The sequence below is a fragment of the Caballeronia sp. SL1002 genome (assembly GCF_057814995.1).
In genome coordinates, this window is sequence record NZ_JBYMUW010000002.1 from 3,220,836 (window position 1) to 3,245,215 (window position 24,380).

A 24,380-nucleotide genomic window follows, 5' to 3' on the forward strand; every position below is an offset into this window, starting at 1 on the left:
GCTACGCCTCAATCCGACCGTTTTACCAACCCTCATCCGATTACACGCGATATCTATGTTGCTCATTCCGGCCATCGATCTTAAAGACGGTCAGTGCGTACGCCTCAAGCAAGGCGATATGGACCAGGCGACCATTTTTTCCGAAGATCCGGCGGCGATGGCCCGGCACTGGGTCGATCGGGGCGCGCGGCGCCTGCATCTCGTCGACCTGAACGGCGCGTTCGCCGGCAAGCCGAAGAACGAAGACGCAATCCGCGCGATCATCCAGGAGGTCGGCAACGACATTCCGGTGCAACTGGGCGGCGGCATCCGCGACCTGAACACGATCGAACGCTATCTGGACGATGGCCTCGAATACGTGATCATCGGCACGGCGGCCGTCAAGAATCCCGGCTTCCTGAAAGATGCGTGCACGGCGTTTGCGGGCCACATCATCGTCGGGCTGGACGCGAAGGACGGCAAGGTCGCGACCGACGGCTGGAGCAAGTTGACGGGGCACGAAGTGGTGGATCTCGGCCGCAAGTTCGAGGACTACGGCTGCGAATCCATCATCTACACCGACATCGGCCGGGACGGCATGCTGCAAGGCATCAATATCGAAGCCACCGTGCGCCTCGCGCAAGCCGTGAAGATTCCGGTCATTGCGAGCGGCGGGTTGTCGAACCTCGCGGACATCGACTCGCTTTGCGAAGTGGAAGGCGACGGTATCGAAGGCGTTATATGCGGCCGCGCGATCTACTCGGGCGATCTCGATTTCGCCGCGGCGCAAGCCCGCGCCGATACGCTGCGCGAAGCCGACGACGCCTGACTCTCGCGGTTCCGGCCGTGACGCGCTTCACGCATGACATGCGTGAAGCGCGACGGCTTTCGGCCCTTTCGCCTGCATCAACCGGTATTGCATGAACATGGCTCTCGCTAAACGCATCATCCCGTGTCTCGACGTGACCGCTGGCCGGGTCGTCAAGGGCGTCAACTTTCTGGAATTGCGCGACGCCGGCGATCCGGTCGAAATCGCGCGCCGCTACGACGATCAGGGCGCGGACGAACTCACTTTCCTCGATATCACCGCAACCTCCGACCAGCGCGACCTGATCCTGCCGATCATCGAGAAGGTGGCGTCGCAGGTGTTCATTCCGTTGACGGTCGGCGGCGGCGTGCGTGCGGTTGAGGACGTGCGACGGCTTCTCAACGCGGGTGCGGACAAGATCAGCATGAATTCGTCGGCGGTCGCGAACCCGCAACTCGTGCGCGACGCCTCGGATAAACACGGTTCCCAGTGCATCGTGGTGGCGATCGACGCGAAGCGCGTGTCGGCCGAAGGCGAAACGCCGCGCTGGGAAGTGTTCACGCACGGCGGGCGCAAGAATACGGGGCTGGATGCGGTCGAATGGGCGCGCAAGATGGCCGAATACGGCGCGGGCGAAATCCTGCTGACCAGCATGGATCGCGACGGCACCAAGAGCGGCTTCGATCTCGCGCTGACGCGCGCGGTGTCGGATGCCGTGCCGGTTTCCGTGATCGCGTCGGGCGGCGTCGGCACGTTGCAGCATCTGGCTGACGGTATCGTCGAAGGCCATGCGGACGCCGTGCTGGCCGCGAGCATCTTCCACTATGGCGAACACACGGTCGGCGAGGCGAAACGCTTCATGGCGGCCCAAGGCATTTCGGTGAGGAACTGAGCCATGACGGATCAAGACGTGCAAGCGGGCTGGCTCGATCGCGTGAAATGGGACGCGAACGGCCTTGTGCCGGTGATCGCGCAGGAAGCGTCGTCGGGCGACGTCCTGATGTTCGCGTGGATGGATCGCGAAGCGCTCGCGAAAACCGTCGAACTGAAGCGCGCGGTGTATTACTCGCGCTCGCGCAAACGCCTGTGGTTCAAGGGCGAGGAGTCGGGGCACGTACAGCACGTGCACGACATCCGTCTCGATTGCGACGAAGACGTCGTGCTGCTCAAGGTCGAGCAGGTTTCCGGCATTGCGTGCCATACCGGCCGCCATTCGTGCTTTTTCCAGAAATTCGAGGGATCGGTGGAAAACGGCGGCTGGGTCGCGGTCGATCCAGTCCTCAAAGACCCCGAACATATCTACAAATGACGCAATCGACTCAAGACACCCTGCTGCGCCTCGCGAGCATTATCGACAGCCGCAAGGGCGGCGATCCGGAACAATCCTACGTTTCCCGACTCTTTCATAAAGGTGACGACGCCGTTCTGAAGAAGATCGGTGAGGAAGCGACCGAGGTGGTGCTGGCCGCGAAGGACGCGCGACATGGCGGCGCGCCCGCGGCGCTGGTCGGCGAAGTGGCCGATCTCTGGTTTCACTGCCTCGTCATGCTGTCGCACTTCGACCTCAGCCCCGCCCAGGTGATCGCCGAGTTAGAGCGGCGCGAAGGCATGTCGGGGATCGAGGAAAAGGCGCTGCGCAAATCGCGCGAGCGCGAGCAGAACGGCGGCTGAGCGCTTAGGCGCCGCGCCGCCGAGGGAAGGAGATCGACATGAACCAGCCCTACGAACCTTATCCGCCGCCGGTCTATCAGGATTCCGCCGAGGCCGACCGGCTGCGCGGCCTGCGCACGCTCACGCACGTTCTCTACGGCCTGTACGCCGCGTACTGGCTGACCGGCGGACTGACCGTACTCGTCGCGATCATCATCAACTATTTGAAGCGCGGCGACGTTGCCGGGACGCCGTACGCGGCCCATTTCGAGTGGCAGATCCGCACATTCTGGTGGGCGGTGCTCGGTCATGTGATCGGCGTGGCGCTTTTGTGGGTGTTGATCGGCTTTCCCATTCTGTTCGTGGTCGGCATCTGGACGCTGTATCGCGTCATCAAAGGCTGGCTTTTTCTCTTCGAAAACAAAACCTTGCAGCCGCGTGCGTGGTTTTGAAACGCGGCGTCTTTCGCCTTGACCGGGACATCCATGAGCCAAGATAACTGCATCTTCTGCAAGATCGCCGCAGGCGAGATTCCGAGCAAGAAACTGCACGAGGACGACGAGTTCGTTGCGTTTCACGATATCAACCCGGCAGCGCCGGTTCATGTGCTCGTCATTCCTCGCAAACACATCGAAACACTATCAAACTGCACTGAGGCCGATGCGCCGCTGCTTGGTAGAATGTTAAGTCTTGTCGCACGATTGGCCGGCGAGTTGGGCGTGTCGTACACCGGCGGTGAAACGGGTTTCCGCACGGTGATCAACACGGGGCCGGGCGGCGGCCAGGAGGTGTATCACATTCACGCGCATATTCTTGCGGGCGAGCGCCCGTGGCGGCGAATGGGGTGAGGTTGCGTCAATGGGCGTCGCGGTGGTTTGTAAGTTTTTCGTAATGATCGCCTTTCCAATGAAATATTGGGCGCGCACAATTTAGGTTTGGGTTCGCGAGGCGCAGTCGGCCTCGGATAGGGCCGAAAGGCCAATATTCCCGTCTGCCGCGAGCGGCGCGGCGGGATCAAGGAGAGTTTTCACTCATGGGTTCGTTGAGCATTTGGCATTGGCTGATCGTATTGCTGATCGTGGCACTCGTTTTCGGCACGAAGAAACTGCGCAATATCGGTGGTGACTTGGGCGGCGCGGTGAAAGGCTTCAAGGAAGGCATGAAAGAAGGCGAAACGCCCCCGACGGCCGACCCGCGCGATCCGCGTGAACTGCCGCGCAATGGCGCAGTGGACGTCGAAGCGAAGGACAAGACGCATACCGGCGACTATCGTTGAGCCGCCGTCCTTCCCTTCTTGACCGTCCTTCGACCTTCTACCTGCTGACTCCATGCTCGACATCGGTCTGACGAAAATGGCGCTGATCGGCGTCGTCGCGCTGGTGGTGCTCGGGCCGGAGCGCTTGCCCGGCGTGGCACGCACGGTGGGCGCGCTGTTCGGGCGCGCTCAGCGCTACATCAACGACGTGAAGTCGGAAGTCACGCGTGAAATGGAGCTCGACGAGCTCAAGAAAATGCGCACCGAGTTCGAGACGGCGGCGTCGAACGTCGAGAGCACGATTCACGACAATCTTCGGCAGCACGAAGCGGATTTGAACGACGCGTGGAAGCAGGGCACGTCGGTGACGCCGGAGAACGAGGAGCTCGACCCGAATCACGATCCGACCGAACTCGCTGGCCCGAATTGGGCCAGCGTCTCGGCATCCATGCCGGCGCCGAAGCGTAAAAACTGGCGCGTCAAGCAAACCGCCGTGCCGAACTGGTACAAGCGCTCGACTGGGCGCCGTACCCGCGTTCAATCCGGCGCGGCGCGCGTGGCGCGTCACACGCCGGAAACCATGCGGCGTCCGTCCAGATTTTTCTGACCCGGCCCGCGAATCCCATTCATCGATGATCCCCAACCGAGGGCCGGCGTGAGCGACCCGCAAGAAATCAAAGACGAGCCCGTCGAAGAGACGTTTATCTCGCACCTGGTCGAACTGCGCGACCGTATCATGCGCGCGGGAATTGCCGTGATCGTCGTGTTCGTTTCGCTCGTTTATTGGGCGCCGGACATTTTCCGGCTGCTCGCGCGGCCGCTGATGCAGAACTTGCCGAAGGACGGCAAGATGATCGTGACCGACGTCACCGGCTCGTTTTTCGTGCCGATGAAGGTGACGATGCTCGTCGCTTTCGTGATCGCGCTGCCGATCGTGCTGTATCAGGTTTGGGCGTTTGTTGCGCCCGGGCTTTATCAGCATGAGAAGAAGCTCGTCGCGCCGCTGGTCGGCAGCAGCTATACGCTGTTCCTGTGCGGCATGGCGTTCGCCTATTTCGTGGTGTTTCCAACAATTTTCCGCGTGATGGCGCACTACAACGCGCCGCTTGGCGCGGAAATGACCACGGATATCGACAACTACCTGAGCTTCGTGCTGACCATGTTCCTCGCGTTCGGCCTGACGTTCGAGGTGCCGATCGTGGTCGTCATACTCGTGCGCATGGGCATCGTGTCGATCAAGAAGCTGAAGGAAATCCGGCCGTATGTGATCGTCGGCGCGTTCGTGATTTCGGCAGTCGTCACGCCGCCGGACGTGTTTTCGCAGCTGATTCTCGCCGTGCCGCTTGTGATTTTGTACGAGGCGGGCATCATCGCGGCGCGGTTGATCGTTGGCAAGGACGGCGTCAAGAAGCAGGAAGCGGAAGCCGCGGCGGACTGACCGGCGTCTTTCATGGATACAAAACAAAAAGGGCAGCTTCGCGGGAAGCTGCCCTTTTTGCTTATGCGATCAAGCTAACCGCGCGTTGCTTTACTGCGCGTCGCTCACTGCGCGTCGCCCTGATCGCCCTGATCGTCTTCCTGCAACTGCGGCGCCTTCGGCTGCACCGGACGCTTGCCGATGGTCAGGTTCACGTCGAGTTCCTTGTTCTTGCGCATCAGGTGGACTTTCACGGCGGTCCCTGGCTTGATCTGCGCGACGACGTTGAGAAGGCGCGTGGTGTCGGTGATGGTTTCGTCGTTGATGCTGATGAGAATATCGCCCGGCTTGATGCCTGCTTTGTCGGCCGGCCCGCCTTGCAGCACGCCCGCGACGATCGCACCCGACTTCTGATCCAGCCCGAACGATTCGGCAATTTCCGGCGTCACGTCCTGCGGCTCCACGCCGATCCAGCCGCGCGTCACCGTGCCCGTCGTGATGATGCTTTCGAGCACGCTGCGCGCCGTGGACACGGGAATGGCGAAGCCGATGCCGAGCGAGCCGCCGCTGCGCGAATAAATGGCCGTGTTGATGCCGAGCAGGTTGCCGTTCACGTCGACCAGCGCGCCGCCCGAGTTGCCGGGGTTGATCGCCGCGTCGGTCTGGATGAAGTTTTCGAACGTGTTGATGCCGAGGTGATTGCGTCCGAGCGCGCTGACGATCCCCATCGTGACCGTCTGGCCGACGCCGAACGGATTGCCGATCGCGAGCACGACATCGCCGACGCGCGTCTGGTCCATGCGCCCGAGGGTGATAGTCGGCAGGTTCGTCATGTTGATTTTCAGCACGGCGAGGTCCGTTTCGGGATCGACGCCGATCACTTTCGCGCTCGACGTGCGGCCGTCGGCGAGCGCGACTTCGATCTGATCCGCACCGTCGACGACGTGCTGGTTCGTTAGAATGTAACCTTCCGAGCTGACGATGACCCCCGAGCCGAGATTCGACGCGGGCGGCTCGTCGCTCTTGCGCTTGTTTTTATCGCCGAAGAAATAGCGGAACAGCGGGTCTTTGGCGCGCGGGTCGGGCGGCAGCGAGCCGTCCTTGCTGGAGAACACGTTGACGACCGCGGGCATGGCCTTCTGGGCGCCGTCCGCATACGACGACTGGGCGGGCCGGGAACCGATGCTGGGCGCGACTTCCTGCAACGCAACGATCGGCTCGGCGAGCTGCTTGCCGAACTGTCCCTGGCGTTGGAGCCACTGCGGTTTTAAGGTCGCGACGATGAACATCAGCGCCAAAAGCACGGTCACCGCTTGGGCAAAAAACAGCCAGAAGCGTCTAAGCATTTGATGGAATAGAGGAATTCATGGATCGGATCGAACTCGAATTGTATCTGAACAATCTGCTGGAAATCGGCCGCTTCAAGGACTATTGCCCGAACGGCTTGCAGGTTGAAGGCTCGCGCCGTGTTCAGAAAATCGCGACCGGCGTGACCGCGTCGCTGGCATTTCTCGAAGCGGCTGTCGAATGGGGCGCGGACGCCGTGCTCGTGCATCACGGCTATTTCTGGAAGAACGAAGCGCCGCAGATCACCGGGCGGAAGTATCGGCGGTTGCGAATGCTGCTCGCCAACGACCTCAATTTGTTCGCGTATCACCTGCCGCTCGATTCGCATCCCGACTTCGGCAATAACGCGCAGTTGGGCGCGCGGTTGGGGTTGATCGCCGATGGCCGGTTCGGCGAGCAGGACATGGGCTGGACCGCGTTGCTGCCGATGCCGCTCTCGCTCGAACACTTCACCGCGACCGTCGAGAACGACCTCGGCCGCAAGCCGCTCGTGCTTGGCGATCCCGACCGCGTGCTGCGCCGCGTCGCGTGGTGCACGGGCGGCGCGCAGGGTTACTTCGACGAAGCCATCGCGGCCGGCGCGGACGTCTATTTGAGCGGCGAGGTGTCGGAGCAGACCACGCATATCGCAGCTGAAAGCGGCGTCGCGTATGTGGCGGCGGGGCATCACGCGACCGAACGATATGGCGTCCAGGCGTTAGGCTCGCATGTCGCGGAACATTTCGACATCGAACATCTTTTTATCGATATAGATAATCCCGTTTGATTATTGCCAATGCAAATGAACGATATTCCGGCGCACGTTTGCTTAAATAACCACTTAAGGCGTTGTGCCAGAAATGTGCGGGGAAACCCTTAAGGATCAAGGGGTTCGAGTGATTTTTGCTATTCGGGCCTTGTAAATGACGGCTCCATTCGCGCACACTAGCGGCGGTAGAACTGACGTGACGGTGAAATCCAACTCAGAAGTGGGGCGTGTGATGCGAGACAAAGAAGATAAACGCGTCGACGGCAGCCGCCGGACCTGGCTGATTGCGACGACCGTAGCAGGTGGCTTTGGCGGCGTAGCCACTGTCGTACCCTTTGTTAGTTCGTTTGCACCATCGGAGAAAGCCAAGGCGGCGGGCGCGCCGGTCGAAGTCGATATTACGAGTCTCAAGCCCGGCGACATGATGACGGTGGCCTGGCGCGGGAAGCCGGTGTGGATCGTAAACCGCACCGACGAAATGATGGCCGATGTGAAAAAGGCCGACCCCGAACTCGCCGATCCGCAGTCGAAGAAAGAATTCACGATGCCGCTGCCGGCATACTGCAACAACGAATTCCGCTCGCGTCCCGAGCACAAGAACATTTTCGTCGCCGTGGCGGTCTGCACGCATCTGGGCTGCACGCCCACGCCGCGCTTTCAGGAAGGCGCGCAACCGAATCTCCCCGATGACTGGCCGGGCGGCTTCCTCTGCCCCTGCCACGGCTCGACCTATGACATGGCCGGCCGCGTCTTCAAGAACAAGCCCGCACCGCAGAATCTGGACATTCCGCCGTACATGTTCACGTCCGCGACGCAAATTGTGATCGGCCGCGACGAAAAGGGAGACGCTTAAATGGCGAGCACCGATAAGGAAGTGGAGACAAGCGGGTTTGTCGGCTGGATCGACCGGCGCTTTCCGTTGACCTCCACCTGGAAGCAGCACGTCTCCGAATACTACGCACCGAAAAACTTCAATTTCTGGTACTTCTTCGGCTCGCTCGCGATGCTCGTGCTGGTGATCCAGATCGTCACGGGCATTTTCCTCGTGATGAACTACAAGCCGGACGCGACGCTCGCCTTCGCCTCGGTCGAATACATCATGCGCGAGGTGCCATGGGGCTGGCTGATCCGCTACATGCACTCCACGGGCGCGTCGATGTTCTTTGTCGTCGTGTATCTGCACATGTTTCGCGGCCTGCTGTACGGCTCGTATCGCAAGCCGCGCGAACTGGTGTGGATCTTCGGCTGCGCGATTTTCCTGTGCCTGATGGCCGAGGCGTTCTTCGGCTACCTGCTGCCGTGGGGCCAGATGTCGTTCTGGGGCGCGCAGGTGATCGTGAATCTGTTTTCGGCCATTCCGTTCATCGGACCGGATTTGTCGCTGTGGATTCGCGGCGATTACGTGGTGTCCGACGTCACGCTGAACCGGTTCTTCGCGTTCCACGTGATCGCGATTCCGCTGGTGCTGATCGGTCTGGTGGTCGCTCACCTGGTGGCGCTGCACGAAGTGGGATCGAATAACCCGGACGGCATCGAGATCAAGGCGAAAAAGGACGCGAACGGCATTCCGCTCGACGGCATCCCGTTCCATCCGTATTACTCGGTCCACGATTTCATGGGCGTGTGCGTGTTCCTGTTCATCTTCGCGGCGATTGTGTTTTTCGCGCCGGAAATGGGCGGCTACTTCCTGGAAGCGAACAATTTCGTGCCGGCGAACGCGCTGCAGACGCCGTCCGAAATTGCGCCGGTCTGGTATTTCACGGCGTTCTACGCGATGCTCCGCGCGACGACCGACCCGTTCAAGATCGTGCTGATGATCGTGATCGCGCTGCTCGGCGTGCTCGCCTTGCTGCGCGCGCGCGGCAAGTGGCGGCTGGGTTTGCCGGTGCTCGCGCTCGTCGTGGTCGTGTTCATGGCGCTGACGGAATCGAAGTTCTGGGGCGTCGTGGTGATGGGGACGGCGGTCGTCTCGCTGTTCTTCCTGCCGTGGCTCGACCGCAGTCCGGTCAAGTCGATTCGCTACAGACCGCTGTTCCATAAGGTTTTCTACGGCATTTTCGTGTTCGCGTTCCTGTTGCTCGGTTATCTCGGGACCAAACCGCCGTCGCCTGCCGGAACGCTGATCGCGCAAATCTGCGCGCTGATCTACTTCGCGTTCTTCCTCGGGATGCCTTTCTGGACGCCGCGCGGCCGCTTCAAGCAGCCACCCGAACGCGTGCGGTTCAACCACTGAGCGCGCTAGGAGACACGACAATGAAAAAATGGCTCACGGCTCTCGCGATGATCGGTGCGGCGGCATTTCTGTTCGGCGGTTCGGCGGCGTACGCGGAAGAGGAGGTTCCGCTCGATCGCGCGCCCGATATCGCGGACAATTTCGCGTCCTTGCAGCACGGCGCTCAATTGTTTGTAAACTACTGCCTGAACTGTCACAGCGCGAACTTGGTGCGGTACAACCGGCTGACGGATCTCGGCCTCGATCCGAAGGAAATCCAGGCGAATCTGCTGTTCACGTCGGACAAAATCGGCAGCACGATGACCATCGCGATGCGGCCGGAAGACGCGAAAACGTGGTTCGGCGCGTCGCCGCCGGATTTGTCGGTGGAAGCGCGGGCGCGCGGCCGCGATTGGCTGTACACGTATCTGCGCAGTTTCTATCAGGACGACACGCGGCCTACCGGCTGGAACAACCGGGTATATGAAAATGTCGGCATGCCGCACGTGCTCTGGACGCTTCAGGGCGTGCGCGCGGCGAAGTTCGAGACCGAAACCGACGAGAAAACCGGCGAAAAGGTAAAACATTTCGCGGGTTACACCCAAGTTACGCCGGGGTCGATGTCGCCAGTAGATTATGATTCGGCTATGGCCGATCTGGTTTCGTACCTTTCGTGGATGTCGGAACCGGCCCAGCAGACCCGAAAACAACTCGGTGTCTGGGTCCTGATGTTCCTGGGCATTTTGAGCTTTCTGGCGTGGCGCCTCAACGCGTCGTACTGGAAAGACATTAAGTAACACGCCGCGATCGGTGTGGGCCAGCGTGGCACGGGCGCCTTCTTTGCAAGGCGCTTTGTCGCGCGCTGGCCCTTTAAGTTTTTTGAAGGGAATTTAAAAACATGATGGTTTTGTACTCTGGCACGACTTGCCCCTTCTCCCAGCGCTGCCGGCTGGTGTTGTTCGAAAAGGGCATGGATTTCGAAATCCGCGACGTTGACCTGTTCAACAAGCCGGAAGACATCGCGGTGATGAATCCGTATGGACAAGTGCCGATTCTGGTCGAACGCGACCTGATTCTGTACGAATCCAACATCATCAACGAATATATCGACGAGCGTTTTCCGCATCCGCAACTGATGCCCGCCGATCCGGTTCAGCGCGCTCGCGCACGTCTGTTCCTGCTCAACTTCGAGAAGGAATTGTTCGTTCACGTCGGCACGCTCGAAAACGAGAAGGGCAAGGCTGCGGAAAAGAATCACGAGAAAGCGCGCAATGCGATCCGCGATCGCCTGACGCAACTCGCGCCGATTTTCCTGAAGAATAAATACATGCTGGGCGAAGAGTTTTCGATGCTCGACGTCGCCATTGCACCGCTTTTGTGGCGCCTGGATCATTACGGCATCGAGTTGTCGAAGAACGCCGCACCGCTGATGAAGTACGCCGAGCGCATTTTCAGCCGCCCGGCTTACATCGAAGCGCTGACGCCTTCGGAAAAGGTCATGCGCCGTTAAGGTCGAGTTTTGCTAGGTTCGGACGCGGCGGCGCTTGATGGCGCCGTTCGCGCTTCGATCGAGGACAGTTGATGCAAGAGATCACCACCAAACCGTATCTGCTGCGCGCGCTGTATGAATGGTGCACGGATAACGGATTCACGCCGCACATCGCCGTGCGCGTCGATAACGGTACGCGCGTGCCGCGCCAGTTCGTGCGCAACGACGAAATCGTGTTGAACATCAGCTTCGAGGCGACGAGCCAGTTGCAGATGGGCAATGAATGGATCGAATTCAGCGCGCGTTTTTCCGGCAAGTCGCACAAGATCGAGGTTCAGGTCGCGAACGTGCTCGCCATTTACGCGCGCGAAAACGGGCAGGGCATGGCGTTTCCGGTCGAAACGCCGACACTCGCCGCATCCGATGCGACACCGCAGGCGCCGCGGTCGTCGGAACTGGATGCGTCGGAGATAGAAGCCGCTTCCACGCCGGCTGAAAGCGCCGGGGAAGCGCGAGTGGAACCGCCGAAAACGGAGCCGGGCGAGGATGGATCGAAAGCGCCGGGCCGCTCGCATCTCAAAGTCGTGAAGTGACGTAACGCTGTAAGGAAAAGGGCCACGCGATTCGCGTGGCCCTTTTTCGTTTGCGCGGGTGAAGTTGCGGCGTCCGGACGAAACCGGTGCGCAAAAAGAAAACGGGCTACGTGAAAATCACGTAGCCCGCCGAGATTCTGGTGCCCCCTGTCTGATTCGAACAGACCACCTCATGATTACAAGTCAAGTGCTCTACCAAATGAGCTAAGGGGGCGAAAAGCTGGGCCAGATTATAGTCGATAGCAAGCGATCCGGCTAGCGGCGGCGCACCAAACGGATCGCCCGGCTGGCGCGCTGAGATTCGGGCACCGATCGGAATTGGGAACCCGTGCCAGGGAAACGCAAATATCGAGAATGCGCGCCGAAGGCAAAAACACGCGAATCATAATAAAGCGCCCTTTCACGGATCGTGATTACTGGTTTAATCGGGATTATTGCGCTGACCGGGGCGGATTTGCACGACTTCAGATTTATTAAAGCTGCCCTGCAAGTGGAAACTCGCATTGTTAATCCTTCGCGATTACCCGCACACCCGCTGGAAAGACTAAATTTTTTAATCGGTTGCTTCATAGTATGCGGGCCGCACCGCGTTCGGACGCGCGAACCGCACACCGCGCTCACCATTGGCCGCACGGATGCCCGTTAGCCCAAACGTTTGCGAACACTTTCACGCGAACCCTAAAGTTCCCGAATACGGCGCCGTCAATCAGGCTGGCGGGAACGTACTACGTGTCAGAGAAAGTGAAAGGCGAGTTACAAAGGCAGTTGAAGCCAGCCCTAAAGTTTCTTCCCTCCGGGGCCGTAAATTAGGCTATCGGGAACGCACGAAGTGCAAGAGAAAGTGAAAGGCGAGTTCCAGGGTATTCAAACAAAGCCCTAAAGTTTCTCGCTTCTCGCGCCGACAACCAGGAAAGGCGGTTAGCGCAACCCAAAGAAAGTGCGACGCCGAAAACCGAAATCAGCCTTTGGGCCGCTCTTCAAACGAGGATAAACATGCTTAACATCAACACCAACATTCTGTCGCAGACGACCCAGAAGAACCTGTCGGGTTCGCAAAACGCTCTGTCGTCCGCCATCAACCGCCTTTCGTCGGGCAAGCGCATCAACAGCGCGGCTGACGATGCAGCAGGCCTGGCAATCTCGACCTCGATGACCTCCGCCATCAACGCACTGAACCAAGGTGTGTCGAACGCGAACAACGGCATCTCGATGATCCAGACCGCTTCGGGCGCTCTGTCGTCGACGGTGGACAACTTGCAACGTATCCGCCAGCTCGCAGTGGAATCGGGTGACGGCTCGCTCGGCTCGGCAGCTCAAGCTAACCTGCAAACGGAAGTTTCGACGCGTCTGACGGAAATCGACCGCGTTGAAACGCAAACGACGTTCAACGGCCAGGCAGTGCTCGGTTCGCTCGGTTCGGTCGACTTCCAAGTCGGCGCAAGCGCCAACCAGACGATCTCGGCTGACTTCGGCACGACGAAGTGGGACTCGTCCGGCCTGAACGTCAACAACCTGGACATCTCGACGACCAGCGGCGCGCAAGCAGCTATCACCGCAATCGACGCAGCACTGTCGCAAGTGAGCACGTTCCAAGCAAAGCTGGGCGCAACGCAAAACACGTTCACGTCGGCAATCGCCAACATCCAGACGCAATCGACGAACACGAGCGCAGCGCAATCGCAGATCACCGACGCGGACTTCGCGCAGGAAACCGCGAACCTGTCGAAGGCTCAGGTTCTGCAGCAAGCAGGTATCTCGGTTCTGTCGCAAGCGAACTCGCTGCCGCAGCAGGTCCTGAAGCTGTTGGGCTAATACGCAGGTTTCGACGCATAGAAGCGCGTTTAGACAGCGACGCCCGCCTGCCAGCCAGTTCGCCGGATCTGGCAGGCGCTGCAAAAACCTGCCTGGAGGCTCGCTTCCCGGCAGGTTTTTGCGCAGGTCCGAGAAGCAAAACGATCGCGGCAGTATCGCGCGACCACGCAACACCCCATTCTCAAGATTACGGAGCACCGGCATGAGTACGGTATCGAGTTCGACCGACGTAACCAGTTTGCTTGCGCAAGCAGCGCAGTCCGTCCTTTCTGGCGCAACCAAATCGACGCTCGATGTGAACTCGCTCGTGTCGAGCCTTGTCACCGCGAAAACGGCGGGACAAACGGCGCAGATTACGGCCAAAACCACGTCCGACAACACGACGCTGTCGGCGATCGGCAAGGTGAAATCGGCGCTTTCCGCGATGCAGACCGCAATGGCCGGTTTGACCGACGGCTCGATCTTCAACCAGGTGTCGGCCACCATGAGCGGCACGGGCATTACCGCCGCCGTCGATTCGACGGGCAACGCCACCGCCGGCAATTACGCGGTCAATGTCACGCAGATCGCCACGGCCAACAAGATTTCGACGCCCGCGCTGTCGTCCACGGCCACATTCGGCACGGGCCAGCTGACGGTTGGCGTCGGCAGCAGTTCCATGAATATCACCCTCGACAGCTCGAACAACACGCTGTCGGGTATCGCTTCGGCGATCAATTCCGCCTCGAACAATCCGGGCGTGGCGGCGTCGATCGTGACCGGCTCGAACGGCTCGTACCTCGTGCTGACGTCGAAATCGACCGGCGCGGCGAACACGGTCAGCATGAGCGGCGACTCGGGCGTGTCGTCGTCGCTGAATACCGCGACCGCAGGCAACTTCACCACCGTGACGGCCGGCCAGGACGCACAACTGACCGTCGACGGCGCGGCCGTGACGAGCGCGAGCAACAACGTCACCGGCGTTCTCTCCGGCGTCACGCTCAATCTGACGTCCGCCGCTGTCGGCTCGACGCAGACCATGACGGTCGCCGCCGACAACAGCGCGACCACGACGGCGATCAACTCGTTCGTGACCGCCTACAACAGCTACGTCACGACGGCGTCGTCGCTTTCGGCATTCGATTCGACCGCGACCGCGGGTTCCCAGGGCGGCCCGCTCATGGGCGACGCCATGCTGAACTCGATCACGAACGGTCTCGCCAGCCTCATCAGCGGCGGCGTGACGACTTCCGGCAAGACCAGCAGCCTCTCGTCGATCGGTCTCGACTTGCAGGACGATGGCACGATCAAGGTGGACAGCACCAAGCTTTCGAACACGCTCACGACCAACCCGTCGTCGGTTGCGAACCTGTTCAACAAGACGAACGGCATTGCCGCGTCGGTGAACAATTTCGTGAACACTTACACGCAGACGAGCGGCACGATCGACAGCCGCACGGCCGCGCTCAACGCCGACCTCGCCAGCCTGACGAAGCAATCGGCGTCGCTCGCGACCTACACGACCGCTCTCACGACCCAGTACAACGCGCAGTTCACCGCGCTCAACAACCTGATGACGACGATGCAGAGCAACACCACCTACCTGAACCAGTTGTTCGGTGGCGACGGCTCGGCGGGTACGCTTAACAAGTAGTAAAAACCGCAAGACAGCTGGTCCTGAAACCGCGCCTCGTGCGCGGTTTTTTTTCGTCCACGCGACGCCGGATGCATGGCCGTGCGGGAAATCCGGGTGGCGCGGGGCGCGTGAAATGACGCCTGAATCCGAGTCTGTTCGCGGGATTGCGCGGCGCGGCTCGCGGTTAAGCTTGACGCCATTGTCAATCCGCCCGCGGCGTCTGCCGCCCGCGCACAAGCGACCAAAAAAGGATCCGCATCAATGGCTACCGTCAGCATTCTGATTCCGGCGTACAGGCCGCAATACCTGCGCAGGGCGATCGTCAGCGCGCAGCTGCAGACTTATCGCGATATCGAAATTCTGGTCGGCGACGACACGCCGAACGGCGACTTGCGCAGCATCGTCGAATCGATCGACGACCCGCGCGTCCACTATTTTCATCACGGATTCCAGAACAGCACGCGTAATTCGCTCGCGCTCTGGGAACGTGCGCAGGGCGCCTATGTGAAGTGGCTCTTCGACGACGACGTGCTGATGCCCGAATCCGTCGAAGTGCTCGGCAACGCGCTCGTGTCGAATCCGGCGGCGCCGATGGCGTTTCACGGCCGCGTGGTGATCGACGAGAACGACAACGTCACGTCGACGCCCGCGCCGCTTCTCGACGCAGGCGCGACGGCGCTGGTCGAGCGGTCGTTCCTGATCGAAAACATGGTCGGGCGCCTCGTGAATTTTGTCGGCGAGCCGAGCAATATCATGCTCAGGCGCAGCTTGGCCGATGCCTCGACCATGTTCGACTATGCCTCGTTCAAACTCGATTTCCTGGCCGATGTCGCTCTGTATCTGAACGTCTCGAAGACCGGTCCGATCGTGGCGGTCGGCGGTTACTACAGCGCGTTCCGCCAGCACAGCGCGCAAAGCTCGAACGCCGCGAGCCCCAATTTCAGCGCGGGCCTCTACGAGTGGGAATTGTTCGTGCGCGGTGAAGCGGCCGAAGGTGATCTCGCGGGCGAAGCGCTTCCGGCGGCGCGCGATGCGCTGGCGCAGCTATACGCGTGCGGCGCGGCGCTCCCGGAAATTCAGCGCCTCGTCGCCAATCTCGACGAATTCGATCGCGTCCCGGCGGCGCAACTGCTCGCGTCCGGGCGCTTTCAGGCCGATCTGGCGCACGCGCGTTCGACGGTCGCGTCGCGCGTGGCGGCGCGCAATGCGGCGAAGACGGGCACGCTTTTGTCGGCATTCCAGCCGGTCACGCCGAAGCCGCAATGTATCTGCGCCGTGTGCGAGCGGCCGGTTGCGCGCTGGCTGCCGCACGAGGCCCGCGGTAACGATTTTGATTTCTTCGCGCAGGTGCCGATGGTCGGCTCGACGCTTGAAAACCATTATTGCCCGAACTGTTACTGCAACGACCGAGACCGCCACTTGTGGCTTTACCTCGCGTATTCGGGCGTGCTCGAAGCTATCGAGAGCAAGCGCATTTTGCATATCGCGCCGGAAGCGCGGCTCGAACCGCGCATCCGCGCGCTCGGTCCGCTCGACTATATTTGCGGCGATCTGTTTCCGAAGCAGCCGCATCATCGCAAGGTCAATGTCGAAGCGCTCGATTTCGCCGACAACACGTTCGACCTGATCATTTGCAACCACGTGCTCGAACACGTCGATCACCCCTCCGCCGCGCTCGCGGAGTTCCAGCGTTGTCTTACGCCGGGCGGTCATCTGGTCGCGCAGACGCCTTATTCGCCGGCGCTCAAGAACACGTTCGAGATGAACGTGCCGGTCTCGCCCGCGTTCCGGACCAAGTATTTCGGACAGGACGACCACGTGCGCCTGTTCGGCGCGGATATCGTGAAGCTGTTCCGCGATGCGGGCCTGGCCGGCGATCTCTTTGCGAGCGCGGATGTGTTGGTAGACGTAGATTCCGAAGTCTGGGGCTACAACGAGCACGAGCCGTTCTTCCTGTTCTCGAAAGAAGCGAGTTTCGCCACCGCCGGCTAACGCGCGGGTCATGTGTAACCGAAAGCCCGGAGCGCGCGACACCGTTCCGGGCATTCGCACTGCATTCCGGGCTTTTGCGCTGCGCTTGGCGCGCCCGTCTTCCAGCCGTCCATTCGACGGAATTAGCGTGTTTTCAGTCGTTTGTTCGAGCAATCAGCCGAACTCTCCGACGCCCATACTTCCAATCAAGCCACACAAGGCCACCGTCGCACGGCAATCGAATTCCGAAGCTCGTCGCCCCGACGCGCGGCTCACCACTCGGTTTCACCCCTTCAGAGTCACCATGAGCGATCCGACGAAACCCATGCTTCCCGTTACGCAACCGTATCTGCCGCCGCTGGACGAATTCCGTCCGTATCTGGAGCAGATCTGGGAAAGCAAATGGGTGACGAACAACGGGATGTTCCATCAACAACTGGAAGCCGCGCTGTGCGAATACCTCGGCGTCGAACATCTGTCGCTCTTTTCGAACGGGACGCTCGCGCTCATCACGGCGCTGCAGGCGCTGAAAATCGCGGGCGAGGTCATCACCACGCCGTTCAGTTTCGTCGCGACGACGCACGCGCTGCACTGGAACGGCATCAAGCCGGTGTTCGCGGATATCGACCCGGTCAGCATGAATCTCGATCCGGAAAAGATCGAAGCCGCGATCACGCCGCAAACCACGGCTATCCTGCCCGTCCACGTGTACGGCAATCCGTGCGAAGTGGAAAAGATCGAACGGATCGCCGATACCTACGGCCTGCGCGTGATCTACGACGCAGCGCACGCATTCGGCGTGCGTACGCATGGCCGCTCTTTGCTCGAATACGGCGACATGTCCGTACTGAGCTTTCACGGCACGAAGGTGTTCAACACGTTCGAGGGCGGCGCGATTGTCTGTCAGGACGCGAAGACCAAGCGCCGGATCGATAACCTGAAGAACTTCGGTTTCGTCGATGAAACCACGGTCGTCGCGCCCGGCATCAACGGCAAGATGAATGAAGTGCAGGCGGCGTTCGGCATGCTGCAACTGAAGCACATGGATCACGTGAGCCGAGAGCGCGCGCGGATCGACGCGCGCTATCGCGCCGCATTCCGCGACGTGCGCGGCATCGTGCTGCATGAAACGCCGGAGCACAGCACGAGGAACCACTCGTATTTTCCGATCCGCATCACTGCCGATTTCCCGATCACCCGCGACGAGCTTTACACCGAGTTTCGCGACAGTCATATCGCGGCGCGGCGCTATTTTTTCCCGCTCATCAGCGAGTTTCCGATGTATCGCGGCCTGCCGTCCTCCGGCCAGCACAACCTTCCGGTTGCGAGCGCGATTTCGCGCCAGGTACTGTGCCTGCCGATCTTCCCGGACCTCAAGGAGAGCGAGCAAGACCGCATCATCGATATCGTTCTGTCGTGCGCCTGGCGCAACCGGCGCGCGAGCTGAACCGGCTCCGCCGTCTTACCGAATGCCGATCAAACCCGTGCCCAACGCCATGTCGAGTGTCCCGCCGACCGCGCAGCCCGGCTGTCCCATGGCCGACTACGACGAGCACGCCCGCACTTGCGCGCCGGCAGCAATCTGGACGCAGGCGAAGCGCACCGTTCGCGGCGAAGCGGTTTCCGAAGCGCACATCGGGATGATCGTCGAGGCGATCAAACAACGTCTCGCTCTCGACCGGCGCGATGTCGTGCTCGATCTGGCGTGCGGCAACGGTGCGCTTTCGCAGCGTCTCTACGATTCATGCGCGGCGCTTCTCGGCGTCGATATCTCCGAATACCTGATCTCGATCGCGAACGATCGTTTCGCCGATGCGCCGCGCTTCGCGTATGTCGCCGACGGCGCGGCGCAATATCTCCGCGCGGAAGCGAATCCGGAACGCTTCACGAAGGTGCTCTGCTACGGCAGCTTCGCGTATTTTTCGCAGGACGATGCCGAAGAAACGCTGGCGTTGCTGCATAACAAGTTCGTCAACGTCGAAACGGTGTTTATCGGCAATCTGCCGGATCGCGAGCACGCCGCTGCGTTTTTCGCGCATCGCACGCCGGAGCCGAACGAACTTGCCGACCCGCGCGCGCAGATCGGTATCTGGCGCTCGCAAGCCGAGTTCGCGGCGATGGCCGAATCGGCGGGCTGGGCAATCGAATTCTCTACCATGCCGGACGGCTTCTTCTCCGTGCATTACCGCTACGACGCGCTGTTGCGCCGCAAGCCGGGAGCCGCGCGATGACGTTGAATCTCGTGCAGCCCGCTCTCGAGCGCTTTCTCGATTATTCAACCGTTCGTTCGCACCTCAGCGTGTTCGATACGGTTAGCTGAACCCGAACCTATCAAGTCCCTTATGCAGAAGAAGCCGATTCGCCTTGTTTGCGGCACGCGATCCTCGCAGGAAGAGTTTTTCCAGAAGACCGCGCTTGGCCGCTCGCTCGCGCTATACCGCAGTGCCGTGCCGCCGCAACTCTATCTGTTCGCGGAAAATTCAGCCGGTCTTTCCTCGATCTATAACGCGGCGATCAAGCACGCCGAAGACGATCCCGCGATCCTCGTGTTCGTTCACGACGATGTCTATTTCACCGATTTCTTCTGGGTCGACAAGATCTACGAAGCACTCGACACATTCGATGTCGTCGGTCTCGCCGGCAACACGCGGCGCTCGCCCGGACAACCTGCATGGCCGTTCGTCAACGCGCAGTTCACGTGGGACGCGGCGCAGTATTTGAGCGGCGTCGTCGGTCACGGCAAGGGCTTTCCATGCGACAACATTTCAGTGTTCGGTGCGCCCGGCCAGGAGTGCAAGCTGCTCGACGGGCTGATGCTCATCGCCGACAGCGAGAAGCTCACCGCGCGCGATGTCCGCTTCGACGAGCAGTTCCAGTTCCACTTCTACGACATGGATTTCTGCCGTCAGGCTGAGTTGAAGGGATTGCGCATGGGCACCTGGCCGATCAGCGTCGTGCATGAAAGCGCCGGCGCGTTCGGTACGCCGACATGGCGAGCGGGATACGAAAAGTACCTCGGCAAATACGGCGAATAATCCCGCGTTTGTCGTGCAGAAAAAAGCAGGCTGCGAATGCAGCCTGCTTTTTTTATTGCCAGCGCCGTTGCCACATTTCGATGAACGCGGCTTCGAGATTCTTCGCGAAACGCGGTGCGTCGCATAACGGCGACGCCATGACCTGATCTCGCAATCGCGCGCGCGTCGAGGCGAGCCGTGGCAGATCGTTCGCGAAGGCGACCGCGCGTGCGACGTAGTCGTCATCATCGGTTGCGATCCAGTCGGCCAGACCGGCGGACTGAAGCACGCTCTCGCAAAGATGCGAGAGAAAGCGGTCGCCTTGCCGGCAAAGAACCGGCGCGCCCATCCACAATCCTTCGGCGGTCGTCGTGCCGCCCGGATACGGAAACGGGCTCAGAGAAATATCGACGCGGTTGTAGGCCGCGAGATACTCGGCGCGCGGCGAGGCGCCTTCGAGAATCAGCCGGTCCGCTTCGATACCGTGCGCCGCGAAACGATCGAGCGTCGCTTGCCGGGCCGGCGCGTTGTCGAGTTGACGCGCCTTCAGGAATAGCCGCGAGCCGGGGACGTTCTTGAGAACGCGCGCCCATACCGCAACCACGCCGTCATTCATCTTCATCAGATGGTTGAAGCAGCCGAAGGTCACTGCGCCGTTCGTTAGCGCGGGCAGCGAACCGACATCCACGTGCTGTTCGGGCGGCGTGAAGCAGAGGTAGCTGTCGGGAAGACACCACGGCTTTTCCGTGAAGTGCGGCGCTTCGCTTTCGGGCAGCACGTGACGGTCGCCGAGAATGTAGTCGATGCTGCGAAGACCCGTGCTCGCGAAGTAGCCGAGCCAGCTCACCTGCAGCGGCGCGGGCTTCCACGCGAAGAGTTCCAGCCGGTTTTCGTTCATGTGGCCGGAAAGGTCGAGCAGGATATCGATACGGTCTTCGCGAATCTGTCGCGCGGCAGCTTCCTCGCTCAAACCAGCGATGCAGTGCCATTCCGCGAAATACGGCTGGATGCGTGCCGTCAGCGCGTCACCGCGCGCTTGCGTCGCGTAGGCGACAAGCTGCAGTTTGGCGGGATCGATATAGGTCAGGATGCTTTCGAGAAAGTATCCCGTCGGATGCATGCGCAAATCGCCCGAGACGAACCCGATCCGTAGCGGGCGAGCCACGTTCGCGTTCGTATCGACGTGCCAGGTCGAAAACGCTTTCGCGCGCGCCGTGACGAGTTCGCCGAAGTCGATTGCATCGGCGAGATAGTCGGCGGGCGATGTCTCCGGCCGATAACTCAGCGTGAACAGCAGGTTGCTGCGCGGCACCGCGAGTTCGGGCGTCAGCGCGATTGCATTGCGATACGCGCCGATCGCGGCATCGAGATTGCCGAGATCGACGTAAGCGTTCGCCAGATTGTTGTGCGCCTCGGCATAGGCCGGGTTCAACGCGATCACGGTGCGAAAGCTTTGGACGGCGTTGTCGAAGAGGCCGCGGGCGCGCAGCGCATTGCCGAGATTGTTGTGGGCCTGAACGTAGTCGGGCTGAAGCGCGATGGCTTGCCGGAAGCTCTCGATCGCCGCCGCCTGCTTGCCCGCCGCATTGAGCACGTTGCCGAGGTTGCCGTAGAAGATCGCGCTCGGCGCAATGCCGATCGCCTGCATGATGAGGTCGATCGCGATGTCGTACTTGCGCATATGCAGCGCGATCAAGCCGAGCAGGTGAAGCGCATCGGCGTGACGCGGTTCGATCTGCAGAATCTGGCGATAAATCGCTTCGGCCTCAGGCAGACGTCCTGCATGCTGATGCGCGAGCGCGATATGAATGGCGCGCGGATCGAGCGTCGGCGGCGCGGCAGTGCGGAGTTTCTTATTGGCTTTCATGGTTTGCTGCGTAAGTCGGATGGGCGGCGCGCGACACGTGCGTGCGCCACATACCGCGAAACGCGTCTTCGAGATTGCGCGCAAAGCGCGGCGCGTCGCACAGCGGCGAGCGCGCGACGCGTTCGCGCAACGTGGCGCGCAAGTCGGCGAGGCGCGGCAGATCGGCGGCGAACGTCGCCGCCTTCGCGACGTAGTCGTCCTTGTCGCGCGCAATCCATTCGCCGAGTCCGGCCGAATGCACGACGCTTTCGCCGAGGTGTCCGAGGAAACGGTCGCCGCGCAGGCACAGCACCGGCACGCCCATCCAGAATCCTTCGGCGGAAGTGGTGCCGCCCGGATACGGGAACGGGTTCAGCGCGATGTCGATGCGGTTATAGGCCGCGAGATAATCGCGATGCGACGATCCGCCCTCGAACATCACGCGCTCGGCGGCGACATCGTGCGCGGCGAAACGCCCGAGCGTGTGCTCGCGCGCGGCGGCGTTGCTGAGTTGCTTCGATTTGAGCAAGAGGCGAGAGCCGGGCACCGCGTGCAGCACGCGCGACCAGAGCGCGACGACGTCGTCGTTCATCTTGGTCAGGTTGCTGAACGAGCCGAACGTCACGAAGCCATTTGCCGTCGCTGGCAAAGGCGCCACGTCCGGCGCGCCGTTCGGCGGCGTGAAGCACATGTAGCCGTCGCCGGGCAGACGCCAGGGCTTTTCGACGAAGTGCGCGTGTTCGTTCTCGGGCAGCACGTGGTGGTCGCCGAGCACGTAATCCATCGCGGGAAGGCCCGTGCTCGCGAAGTAGCCGAGCCATGCGATCTGCACCGGCGCTGGCCGCCACGCAAACACCGGCAGGCGGTTTCGCGACGTGTGTCCCGACAGGTCGACAAGAATGTCGATGCGATCGTCGCGGATCTTGCGAGCCGCCGTTTCGTCGGAGAGATGCGCGATGGACGTCCACGCGGCGAAGTGCGGCTTGATTCGCGCGGTGAGATCGTCCTCGTAGGTTCGCGTCGGATAGGCAAGGGCCTGCACGCGTCCGGAATCCAGATGCGCCAGGATACTTTCGAGAAAGAAGCCGACCGGATGCAGATTCAGATCGCCCGAGACGAAGCCGACGCGAAGCGGCCTTGCGTCCTGGTTCTGCGTATCGACAAGCCAGTTTTCGTATGGGCGCGCGCGTTTGCCGACTTCATCGGCGTAGCGCGTCGCGAGCGCTAGATAGTCCGCGGGCGTCGATTCGTTGACGAGCGTCTCGTTGAAGACGAGACAACTGCGTGCGTCGGCGAAGTCCGGCCGGCGCGAGATGGCTTCGCGGTATGCGGTGGCCGCGTCGCCGAAGCGGCCTTGGTCTCGCAGCGCATTCCCGAGATTGACGTAGATCTCGACGATCGCCGGACTCAGTTCGATCGCTTTCCTGTAACTCGCAATGGCTTCGTCGCCGCGATCCGCATGCGCGAGCGCGTTGCCGAGATCGTTGTGCGCGCCGGCGAAACCGGGCGCGAGCGCGATGGCGTGACGCAGCGCGTCGATCGCGGATCCGAAGTCGCGCGCATCGTCCAGCGTGTTGCCAAGATTGACGAAGGCCTCCGCGTAGTCCGGCTGGAGCGCGATGGCCTGGCGAAAACTCGCGATGGCAGCGTCGAGCTTGCGTTGGTCCTTGAGCGCTTTGCCGAAGCTGTTGTGCGCAGCAGCGTACTGCGGCGCGATCGAAATCGCGACGCTGAAGCATTCGGCCGCCGCGTCCAGCTTGCCGTCCTCGTGCAGGATCTTGCCGAGGTTATCGTAGTAGACCGGGCTCGCCTTGCTCGTGATGGCGCGCATGATCAGGTCGATTCCGGCCGCGCGCTGACCGCGATGGCTGGCAATCAGCCCAAGTAGATGCAGCGAATCGGCGTGCGCCGGCTCGACGGTCAAGATCTGCTCATAGATGGTCTGCGCTTCGCCGAGGCGTCCGGCCTGGTGATGCGCGAGCGCGATTCGCAGCGCGTCCATTACGCTTGTCGAAGCAGCGGCGCCTGCCGGAGTCCGCGCGCGATGAGCCGGTTTTTTGTGCGTTTGTTTCATTGTGAGGGCCGCGGCCACAAGGTTATGCGACGGTCCGCGAACGTCGACATGGATGGCTTTCGGCGTGACCGCGGCGCATTGCTATGCGTCGAGCGGACGGCCGGGTGCCAGCATCGACCGAATGATGCACTGGAGTGCGACAGCGCGATCGGCGGAACTGGACGGAGTTATGCGGCTTGTTTAGGCGATTGGGGAAGCGGGAGGCTGCGGTCCTCTGGCTGCGGTCTTCTTCTGGCTGCTGTCCTCTTATAGGGAGCGCAGGCACCGTACCTCTCAATATCAATCACGGCGTCCAGGCTGACTTGGCGCGACCGCGCGTTCACCATCGATGCGATTTTTGGGGCATGGTTGGGCGTCTGAAAGTTTCTTCAGAAACATCTTGCGTCGGCGATGTCGAGTGACTAGAATTCGGTCCTTCGCGCTTTTGTGAGTGCGAAGGAAGCGGGAAGGCGGGGCGGTACGTAAAGTCTGGAGAGCCAAGCGGGACGGGGTCTTCGAGGCGGTCGGCGAGTTTAGAAGTTAAAAAAACTTGTTGACGATAAGCGAAACG

Annotated in this window: 25 protein-coding genes and 1 tRNA gene; 21 read left to right on the top strand and 5 right to left on the bottom strand. The window is 61.2% G+C overall.

Annotated features, from left to right (window positions below; all coding sequences use genetic code 11):
• Window positions 1-55 precede the first annotated feature (55 nt).
• From hisA to tatC, 9 genes are all read left to right on the top strand, one after another.
• Window positions 56-808, top strand: coding sequence for a 1-(5-phosphoribosyl)-5-[(5-phosphoribosylamino)methylideneamino]imidazole-4-carboxamide isomerase (gene hisA, locus AC3D25_RS17350; RefSeq protein WP_488889553.1), 753 nt, complete (start codon window positions 56-58; stop codon window positions 806-808).
• Between the two features lie 97 nt (window positions 809-905).
• Window positions 906-1,679: an imidazole glycerol phosphate synthase subunit HisF gene (gene hisF / locus AC3D25_RS17355; protein ID WP_488889554.1), complete on the top strand. Its 774-nt coding sequence runs from the start codon at window positions 906-908 to the stop codon at window positions 1,677-1,679.
• 3 nt (window positions 1,680-1,682) lie between these two features.
• A complete protein-coding gene (gene hisI / locus AC3D25_RS17360) occupies window positions 1,683-2,096 on the top strand; it encodes a phosphoribosyl-AMP cyclohydrolase (RefSeq protein WP_488889555.1) in 414 nt (137 codons plus the stop codon).
• A complete protein-coding gene (locus tag AC3D25_RS17365; protein ID WP_488889556.1) occupies window positions 2,093-2,458 on the top strand; it encodes a phosphoribosyl-ATP diphosphatase in 366 nt (121 codons plus the stop codon). Before hisI ends, AC3D25_RS17365 begins: the two co-directional genes overlap by 4 nt.
• Window positions 2,459-2,496: 38 nt before the next feature.
• Window positions 2,497-2,889: a DUF4870 family protein gene (locus AC3D25_RS17370; RefSeq protein ID WP_488889557.1), complete on the top strand. Its 393-nt coding sequence runs from the start codon at window positions 2,497-2,499 to the stop codon at window positions 2,887-2,889.
• A 33-nt stretch (window positions 2,890-2,922) separates the two neighbouring features.
• On the top strand, window positions 2,923-3,285 hold the full coding sequence (locus tag AC3D25_RS17375) for a histidine triad nucleotide-binding protein (RefSeq protein WP_488889733.1): 363 nt from the start codon (window positions 2,923-2,925) through the stop codon (window positions 3,283-3,285).
• Window positions 3,286-3,470: 185 nt separating this feature from the next.
• Window positions 3,471-3,713 (top strand): Sec-independent protein translocase subunit TatA, encoded by a 243-nt coding sequence (tatA, locus tag AC3D25_RS17380; protein ID WP_488889558.1) that lies wholly within the window; start codon window positions 3,471-3,473, stop codon window positions 3,711-3,713.
• Between the two features lie 52 nt (window positions 3,714-3,765).
• On the top strand, window positions 3,766-4,299 hold the full coding sequence (gene tatB, locus AC3D25_RS17385) for a Sec-independent protein translocase protein TatB (RefSeq protein ID WP_488889559.1): 534 nt from the start codon (window positions 3,766-3,768) through the stop codon (window positions 4,297-4,299).
• A gap of 48 nt (window positions 4,300-4,347) precedes the next feature.
• Complete coding sequence (gene tatC / locus AC3D25_RS17390; RefSeq protein ID WP_488889560.1) at window positions 4,348-5,130, top strand: twin-arginine translocase subunit TatC; 783 nt, start codon at window positions 4,348-4,350, stop codon at window positions 5,128-5,130.
• Between the two features lie 104 nt (window positions 5,131-5,234).
• On the opposite strand, the gene AC3D25_RS17395 is transcribed toward tatC, so the two are convergent.
• Entirely contained in the window at window positions 5,235-6,455 is a 1,221-nt protein-coding gene (locus tag AC3D25_RS17395) for a S1C family serine protease (protein WP_488889561.1), read from the bottom strand.
• A gap of 20 nt (window positions 6,456-6,475) precedes the next feature.
• Here AC3D25_RS17395 and AC3D25_RS17400 point away from each other — a divergent pair, with 20 nt between their 5' ends.
• From AC3D25_RS17400 to AC3D25_RS17425, 6 genes are all read left to right on the top strand, one after another.
• Window positions 6,476-7,222, top strand: a complete 747-nt coding sequence (locus tag AC3D25_RS17400; protein WP_488889562.1) for a Nif3-like dinuclear metal center hexameric protein — start codon at window positions 6,476-6,478, stop codon at window positions 7,220-7,222.
• A 214-nt stretch (window positions 7,223-7,436) separates the two neighbouring features.
• On the top strand, window positions 7,437-8,057 hold the full coding sequence (gene petA / locus AC3D25_RS17405) for a ubiquinol-cytochrome c reductase iron-sulfur subunit (protein WP_488889563.1): 621 nt from the start codon (window positions 7,437-7,439) through the stop codon (window positions 8,055-8,057).
• Window positions 8,058-9,437 carry a cytochrome b gene (locus tag AC3D25_RS17410; RefSeq protein ID WP_488889564.1) on the top strand — a complete coding sequence of 460 codons (1,380 nt, stop codon included), beginning with the start codon at window positions 8,058-8,060 and terminating at the stop codon, window positions 9,435-9,437. It begins immediately after the preceding gene.
• 20 nt (window positions 9,438-9,457) lie between these two features.
• Window positions 9,458-10,213, top strand: coding sequence for a cytochrome c1 (locus tag AC3D25_RS17415; RefSeq protein ID WP_488889565.1), 756 nt, complete (start codon window positions 9,458-9,460; stop codon window positions 10,211-10,213).
• Window positions 10,214-10,314: 101 nt separating this feature from the next.
• Window positions 10,315-10,926 carry a glutathione S-transferase N-terminal domain-containing protein gene (locus AC3D25_RS17420; RefSeq protein WP_031362199.1) on the top strand — a complete coding sequence of 204 codons (612 nt, stop codon included), beginning with the start codon at window positions 10,315-10,317 and terminating at the stop codon, window positions 10,924-10,926.
• 71 nt (window positions 10,927-10,997) lie between these two features.
• The gene (locus AC3D25_RS17425; RefSeq protein ID WP_488889566.1) at window positions 10,998-11,498 is read left to right on the top strand and encodes a ClpXP protease specificity-enhancing factor; all 501 of its coding nucleotides are present in this window, start codon (window positions 10,998-11,000) and stop codon (window positions 11,496-11,498) included.
• 138 nt (window positions 11,499-11,636) lie between these two features.
• Here the strand turns inward: AC3D25_RS17425 and AC3D25_RS17430 are convergent.
• Window positions 11,637-11,712, bottom strand: a tRNA-Thr gene (locus AC3D25_RS17430).
• 779 nt (window positions 11,713-12,491) lie between these two features.
• Here AC3D25_RS17430 and AC3D25_RS17435 point away from each other — a divergent pair.
• The 6 genes from AC3D25_RS17435 to AC3D25_RS17460 all read left to right on the top strand — a co-directional run bounded on the left by AC3D25_RS17435 (window position 12,492) and on the right by AC3D25_RS17460 (window position 19,931).
• Window positions 12,492-13,310, top strand: coding sequence for a flagellin domain-containing protein (locus tag AC3D25_RS17435; RefSeq protein ID WP_488889567.1), 819 nt, complete (start codon window positions 12,492-12,494; stop codon window positions 13,308-13,310).
• Window positions 13,311-13,512: 202 nt separating this feature from the next.
• On the top strand, window positions 13,513-14,943 hold the full coding sequence (gene fliD, locus AC3D25_RS17440; protein ID WP_488889568.1) for a flagellar filament capping protein FliD: 1,431 nt from the start codon (window positions 13,513-13,515) through the stop codon (window positions 14,941-14,943).
• Window positions 14,944-15,186: 243 nt separating this feature from the next.
• The gene (locus tag AC3D25_RS17445) at window positions 15,187-16,917 is read left to right on the top strand and encodes a methyltransferase domain-containing protein (protein WP_488889569.1); all 1,731 of its coding nucleotides are present in this window, start codon (window positions 15,187-15,189) and stop codon (window positions 16,915-16,917) included.
• Window positions 16,918-17,200: 283 nt separating this feature from the next.
• Window positions 17,201-18,343, top strand: a complete 1,143-nt coding sequence (locus tag AC3D25_RS17450; protein ID WP_488889570.1) for a DegT/DnrJ/EryC1/StrS family aminotransferase — start codon at window positions 17,201-17,203, stop codon at window positions 18,341-18,343.
• 88 nt (window positions 18,344-18,431) lie between these two features.
• Window positions 18,432-19,127, top strand: a complete 696-nt coding sequence (locus AC3D25_RS17455) for a class I SAM-dependent methyltransferase (protein ID WP_488889571.1) — start codon at window positions 18,432-18,434, stop codon at window positions 19,125-19,127.
• Between the two features lie 111 nt (window positions 19,128-19,238).
• Window positions 19,239-19,931 (top strand): glycosyltransferase, encoded by a 693-nt coding sequence (locus AC3D25_RS17460; RefSeq protein WP_488889572.1) that lies wholly within the window; start codon window positions 19,239-19,241, stop codon window positions 19,929-19,931.
• A 52-nt stretch (window positions 19,932-19,983) separates the two neighbouring features.
• On the opposite strand, the gene AC3D25_RS17465 is transcribed toward AC3D25_RS17460, so the two are convergent.
• The 3 genes from AC3D25_RS17465 to AC3D25_RS17475 form a co-directional block, all read right to left on the bottom strand.
• Window positions 19,984-21,777, bottom strand: a complete 1,794-nt coding sequence (locus AC3D25_RS17465) for an O-linked N-acetylglucosamine transferase, SPINDLY family protein (protein WP_488889573.1) — start codon at window positions 21,775-21,777, stop codon at window positions 19,984-19,986.
• The gene (locus tag AC3D25_RS17470; RefSeq protein ID WP_488889574.1) at window positions 21,764-23,758 is read right to left on the bottom strand and encodes an O-linked N-acetylglucosamine transferase, SPINDLY family protein; all 1,995 of its coding nucleotides are present in this window, start codon (window positions 23,756-23,758) and stop codon (window positions 21,764-21,766) included. Before AC3D25_RS17470 ends, AC3D25_RS17465 begins: the two co-directional genes overlap by 14 nt.
• A 391-nt stretch (window positions 23,759-24,149) precedes the next feature.
• On the bottom strand, window positions 24,150-24,380 hold a 231-nt coding region (locus AC3D25_RS17475; protein ID WP_488889575.1), incomplete at its 5' end, for a hypothetical protein.

Coding starts and splice junctions, on each gene's coding strand:
- AC3D25_RS17415 (WP_488889565.1), top strand. CDS start 9,458: ATGAAAAAATGGCTCACGGCTCTCGCGATGATCGGTGCGGCGGCATTT.
- AC3D25_RS17410 (WP_488889564.1), top strand. CDS start 8,058: ATGGCGAGCACCGATAAGGAAGTGGAGACAAGCGGGTTTGTCGGCTGG.
- AC3D25_RS17370 (WP_488889557.1), top strand. CDS start 2,497: ATGAACCAGCCCTACGAACCTTATCCGCCGCCGGTCTATCAGGATTCC.
- AC3D25_RS17455 (WP_488889571.1), top strand. CDS start 18,432: ATGGCCGACTACGACGAGCACGCCCGCACTTGCGCGCCGGCAGCAATC.
- AC3D25_RS17450 (WP_488889570.1), top strand. CDS start 17,201: ATGAGCGATCCGACGAAACCCATGCTTCCCGTTACGCAACCGTATCTG.
- AC3D25_RS17365 (WP_488889556.1), top strand. CDS start 2,093: ATGACGCAATCGACTCAAGACACCCTGCTGCGCCTCGCGAGCATTATC.
- tatB (WP_488889559.1), top strand. CDS start 3,766: ATGCTCGACATCGGTCTGACGAAAATGGCGCTGATCGGCGTCGTCGCG.
- AC3D25_RS17425 (WP_488889566.1), top strand. CDS start 10,998: ATGCAAGAGATCACCACCAAACCGTATCTGCTGCGCGCGCTGTATGAA.
- AC3D25_RS17445 (WP_488889569.1), top strand. CDS start 15,187: ATGGCTACCGTCAGCATTCTGATTCCGGCGTACAGGCCGCAATACCTG.
- AC3D25_RS17460 (WP_488889572.1), top strand. CDS start 19,239: ATGCAGAAGAAGCCGATTCGCCTTGTTTGCGGCACGCGATCCTCGCAG.
- AC3D25_RS17435 (WP_488889567.1), top strand. CDS start 12,492: ATGCTTAACATCAACACCAACATTCTGTCGCAGACGACCCAGAAGAAC.
- hisF (WP_488889554.1), top strand. CDS start 906: ATGGCTCTCGCTAAACGCATCATCCCGTGTCTCGACGTGACCGCTGGC.
- hisA (WP_488889553.1), top strand. CDS start 56: ATGTTGCTCATTCCGGCCATCGATCTTAAAGACGGTCAGTGCGTACGC.
- petA (WP_488889563.1), top strand. CDS start 7,437: ATGCGAGACAAAGAAGATAAACGCGTCGACGGCAGCCGCCGGACCTGG.
- tatA (WP_488889558.1), top strand. CDS start 3,471: ATGGGTTCGTTGAGCATTTGGCATTGGCTGATCGTATTGCTGATCGTG.
- hisI (WP_488889555.1), top strand. CDS start 1,683: ATGACGGATCAAGACGTGCAAGCGGGCTGGCTCGATCGCGTGAAATGG.
- AC3D25_RS17375 (WP_488889733.1), top strand. CDS start 2,923: ATGAGCCAAGATAACTGCATCTTCTGCAAGATCGCCGCAGGCGAGATT.
- AC3D25_RS17400 (WP_488889562.1), top strand. CDS start 6,476: ATGGATCGGATCGAACTCGAATTGTATCTGAACAATCTGCTGGAAATC.
- AC3D25_RS17420 (WP_031362199.1), top strand. CDS start 10,315: ATGATGGTTTTGTACTCTGGCACGACTTGCCCCTTCTCCCAGCGCTGC.
- AC3D25_RS17465 (WP_488889573.1), bottom strand. CDS start 21,777: ATGAAAGCCAATAAGAAACTCCGCACTGCCGCGCCGCCGACGCTCGAT.
- AC3D25_RS17470 (WP_488889574.1), bottom strand. CDS start 23,758: ATGGACGCGCTGCGAATCGCGCTCGCGCATCACCAGGCCGGACGCCTC.
- AC3D25_RS17395 (WP_488889561.1), bottom strand. CDS start 6,455: ATGCTTAGACGCTTCTGGCTGTTTTTTGCCCAAGCGGTGACCGTGCTT.
- fliD (WP_488889568.1), top strand. CDS start 13,513: ATGAGTACGGTATCGAGTTCGACCGACGTAACCAGTTTGCTTGCGCAA.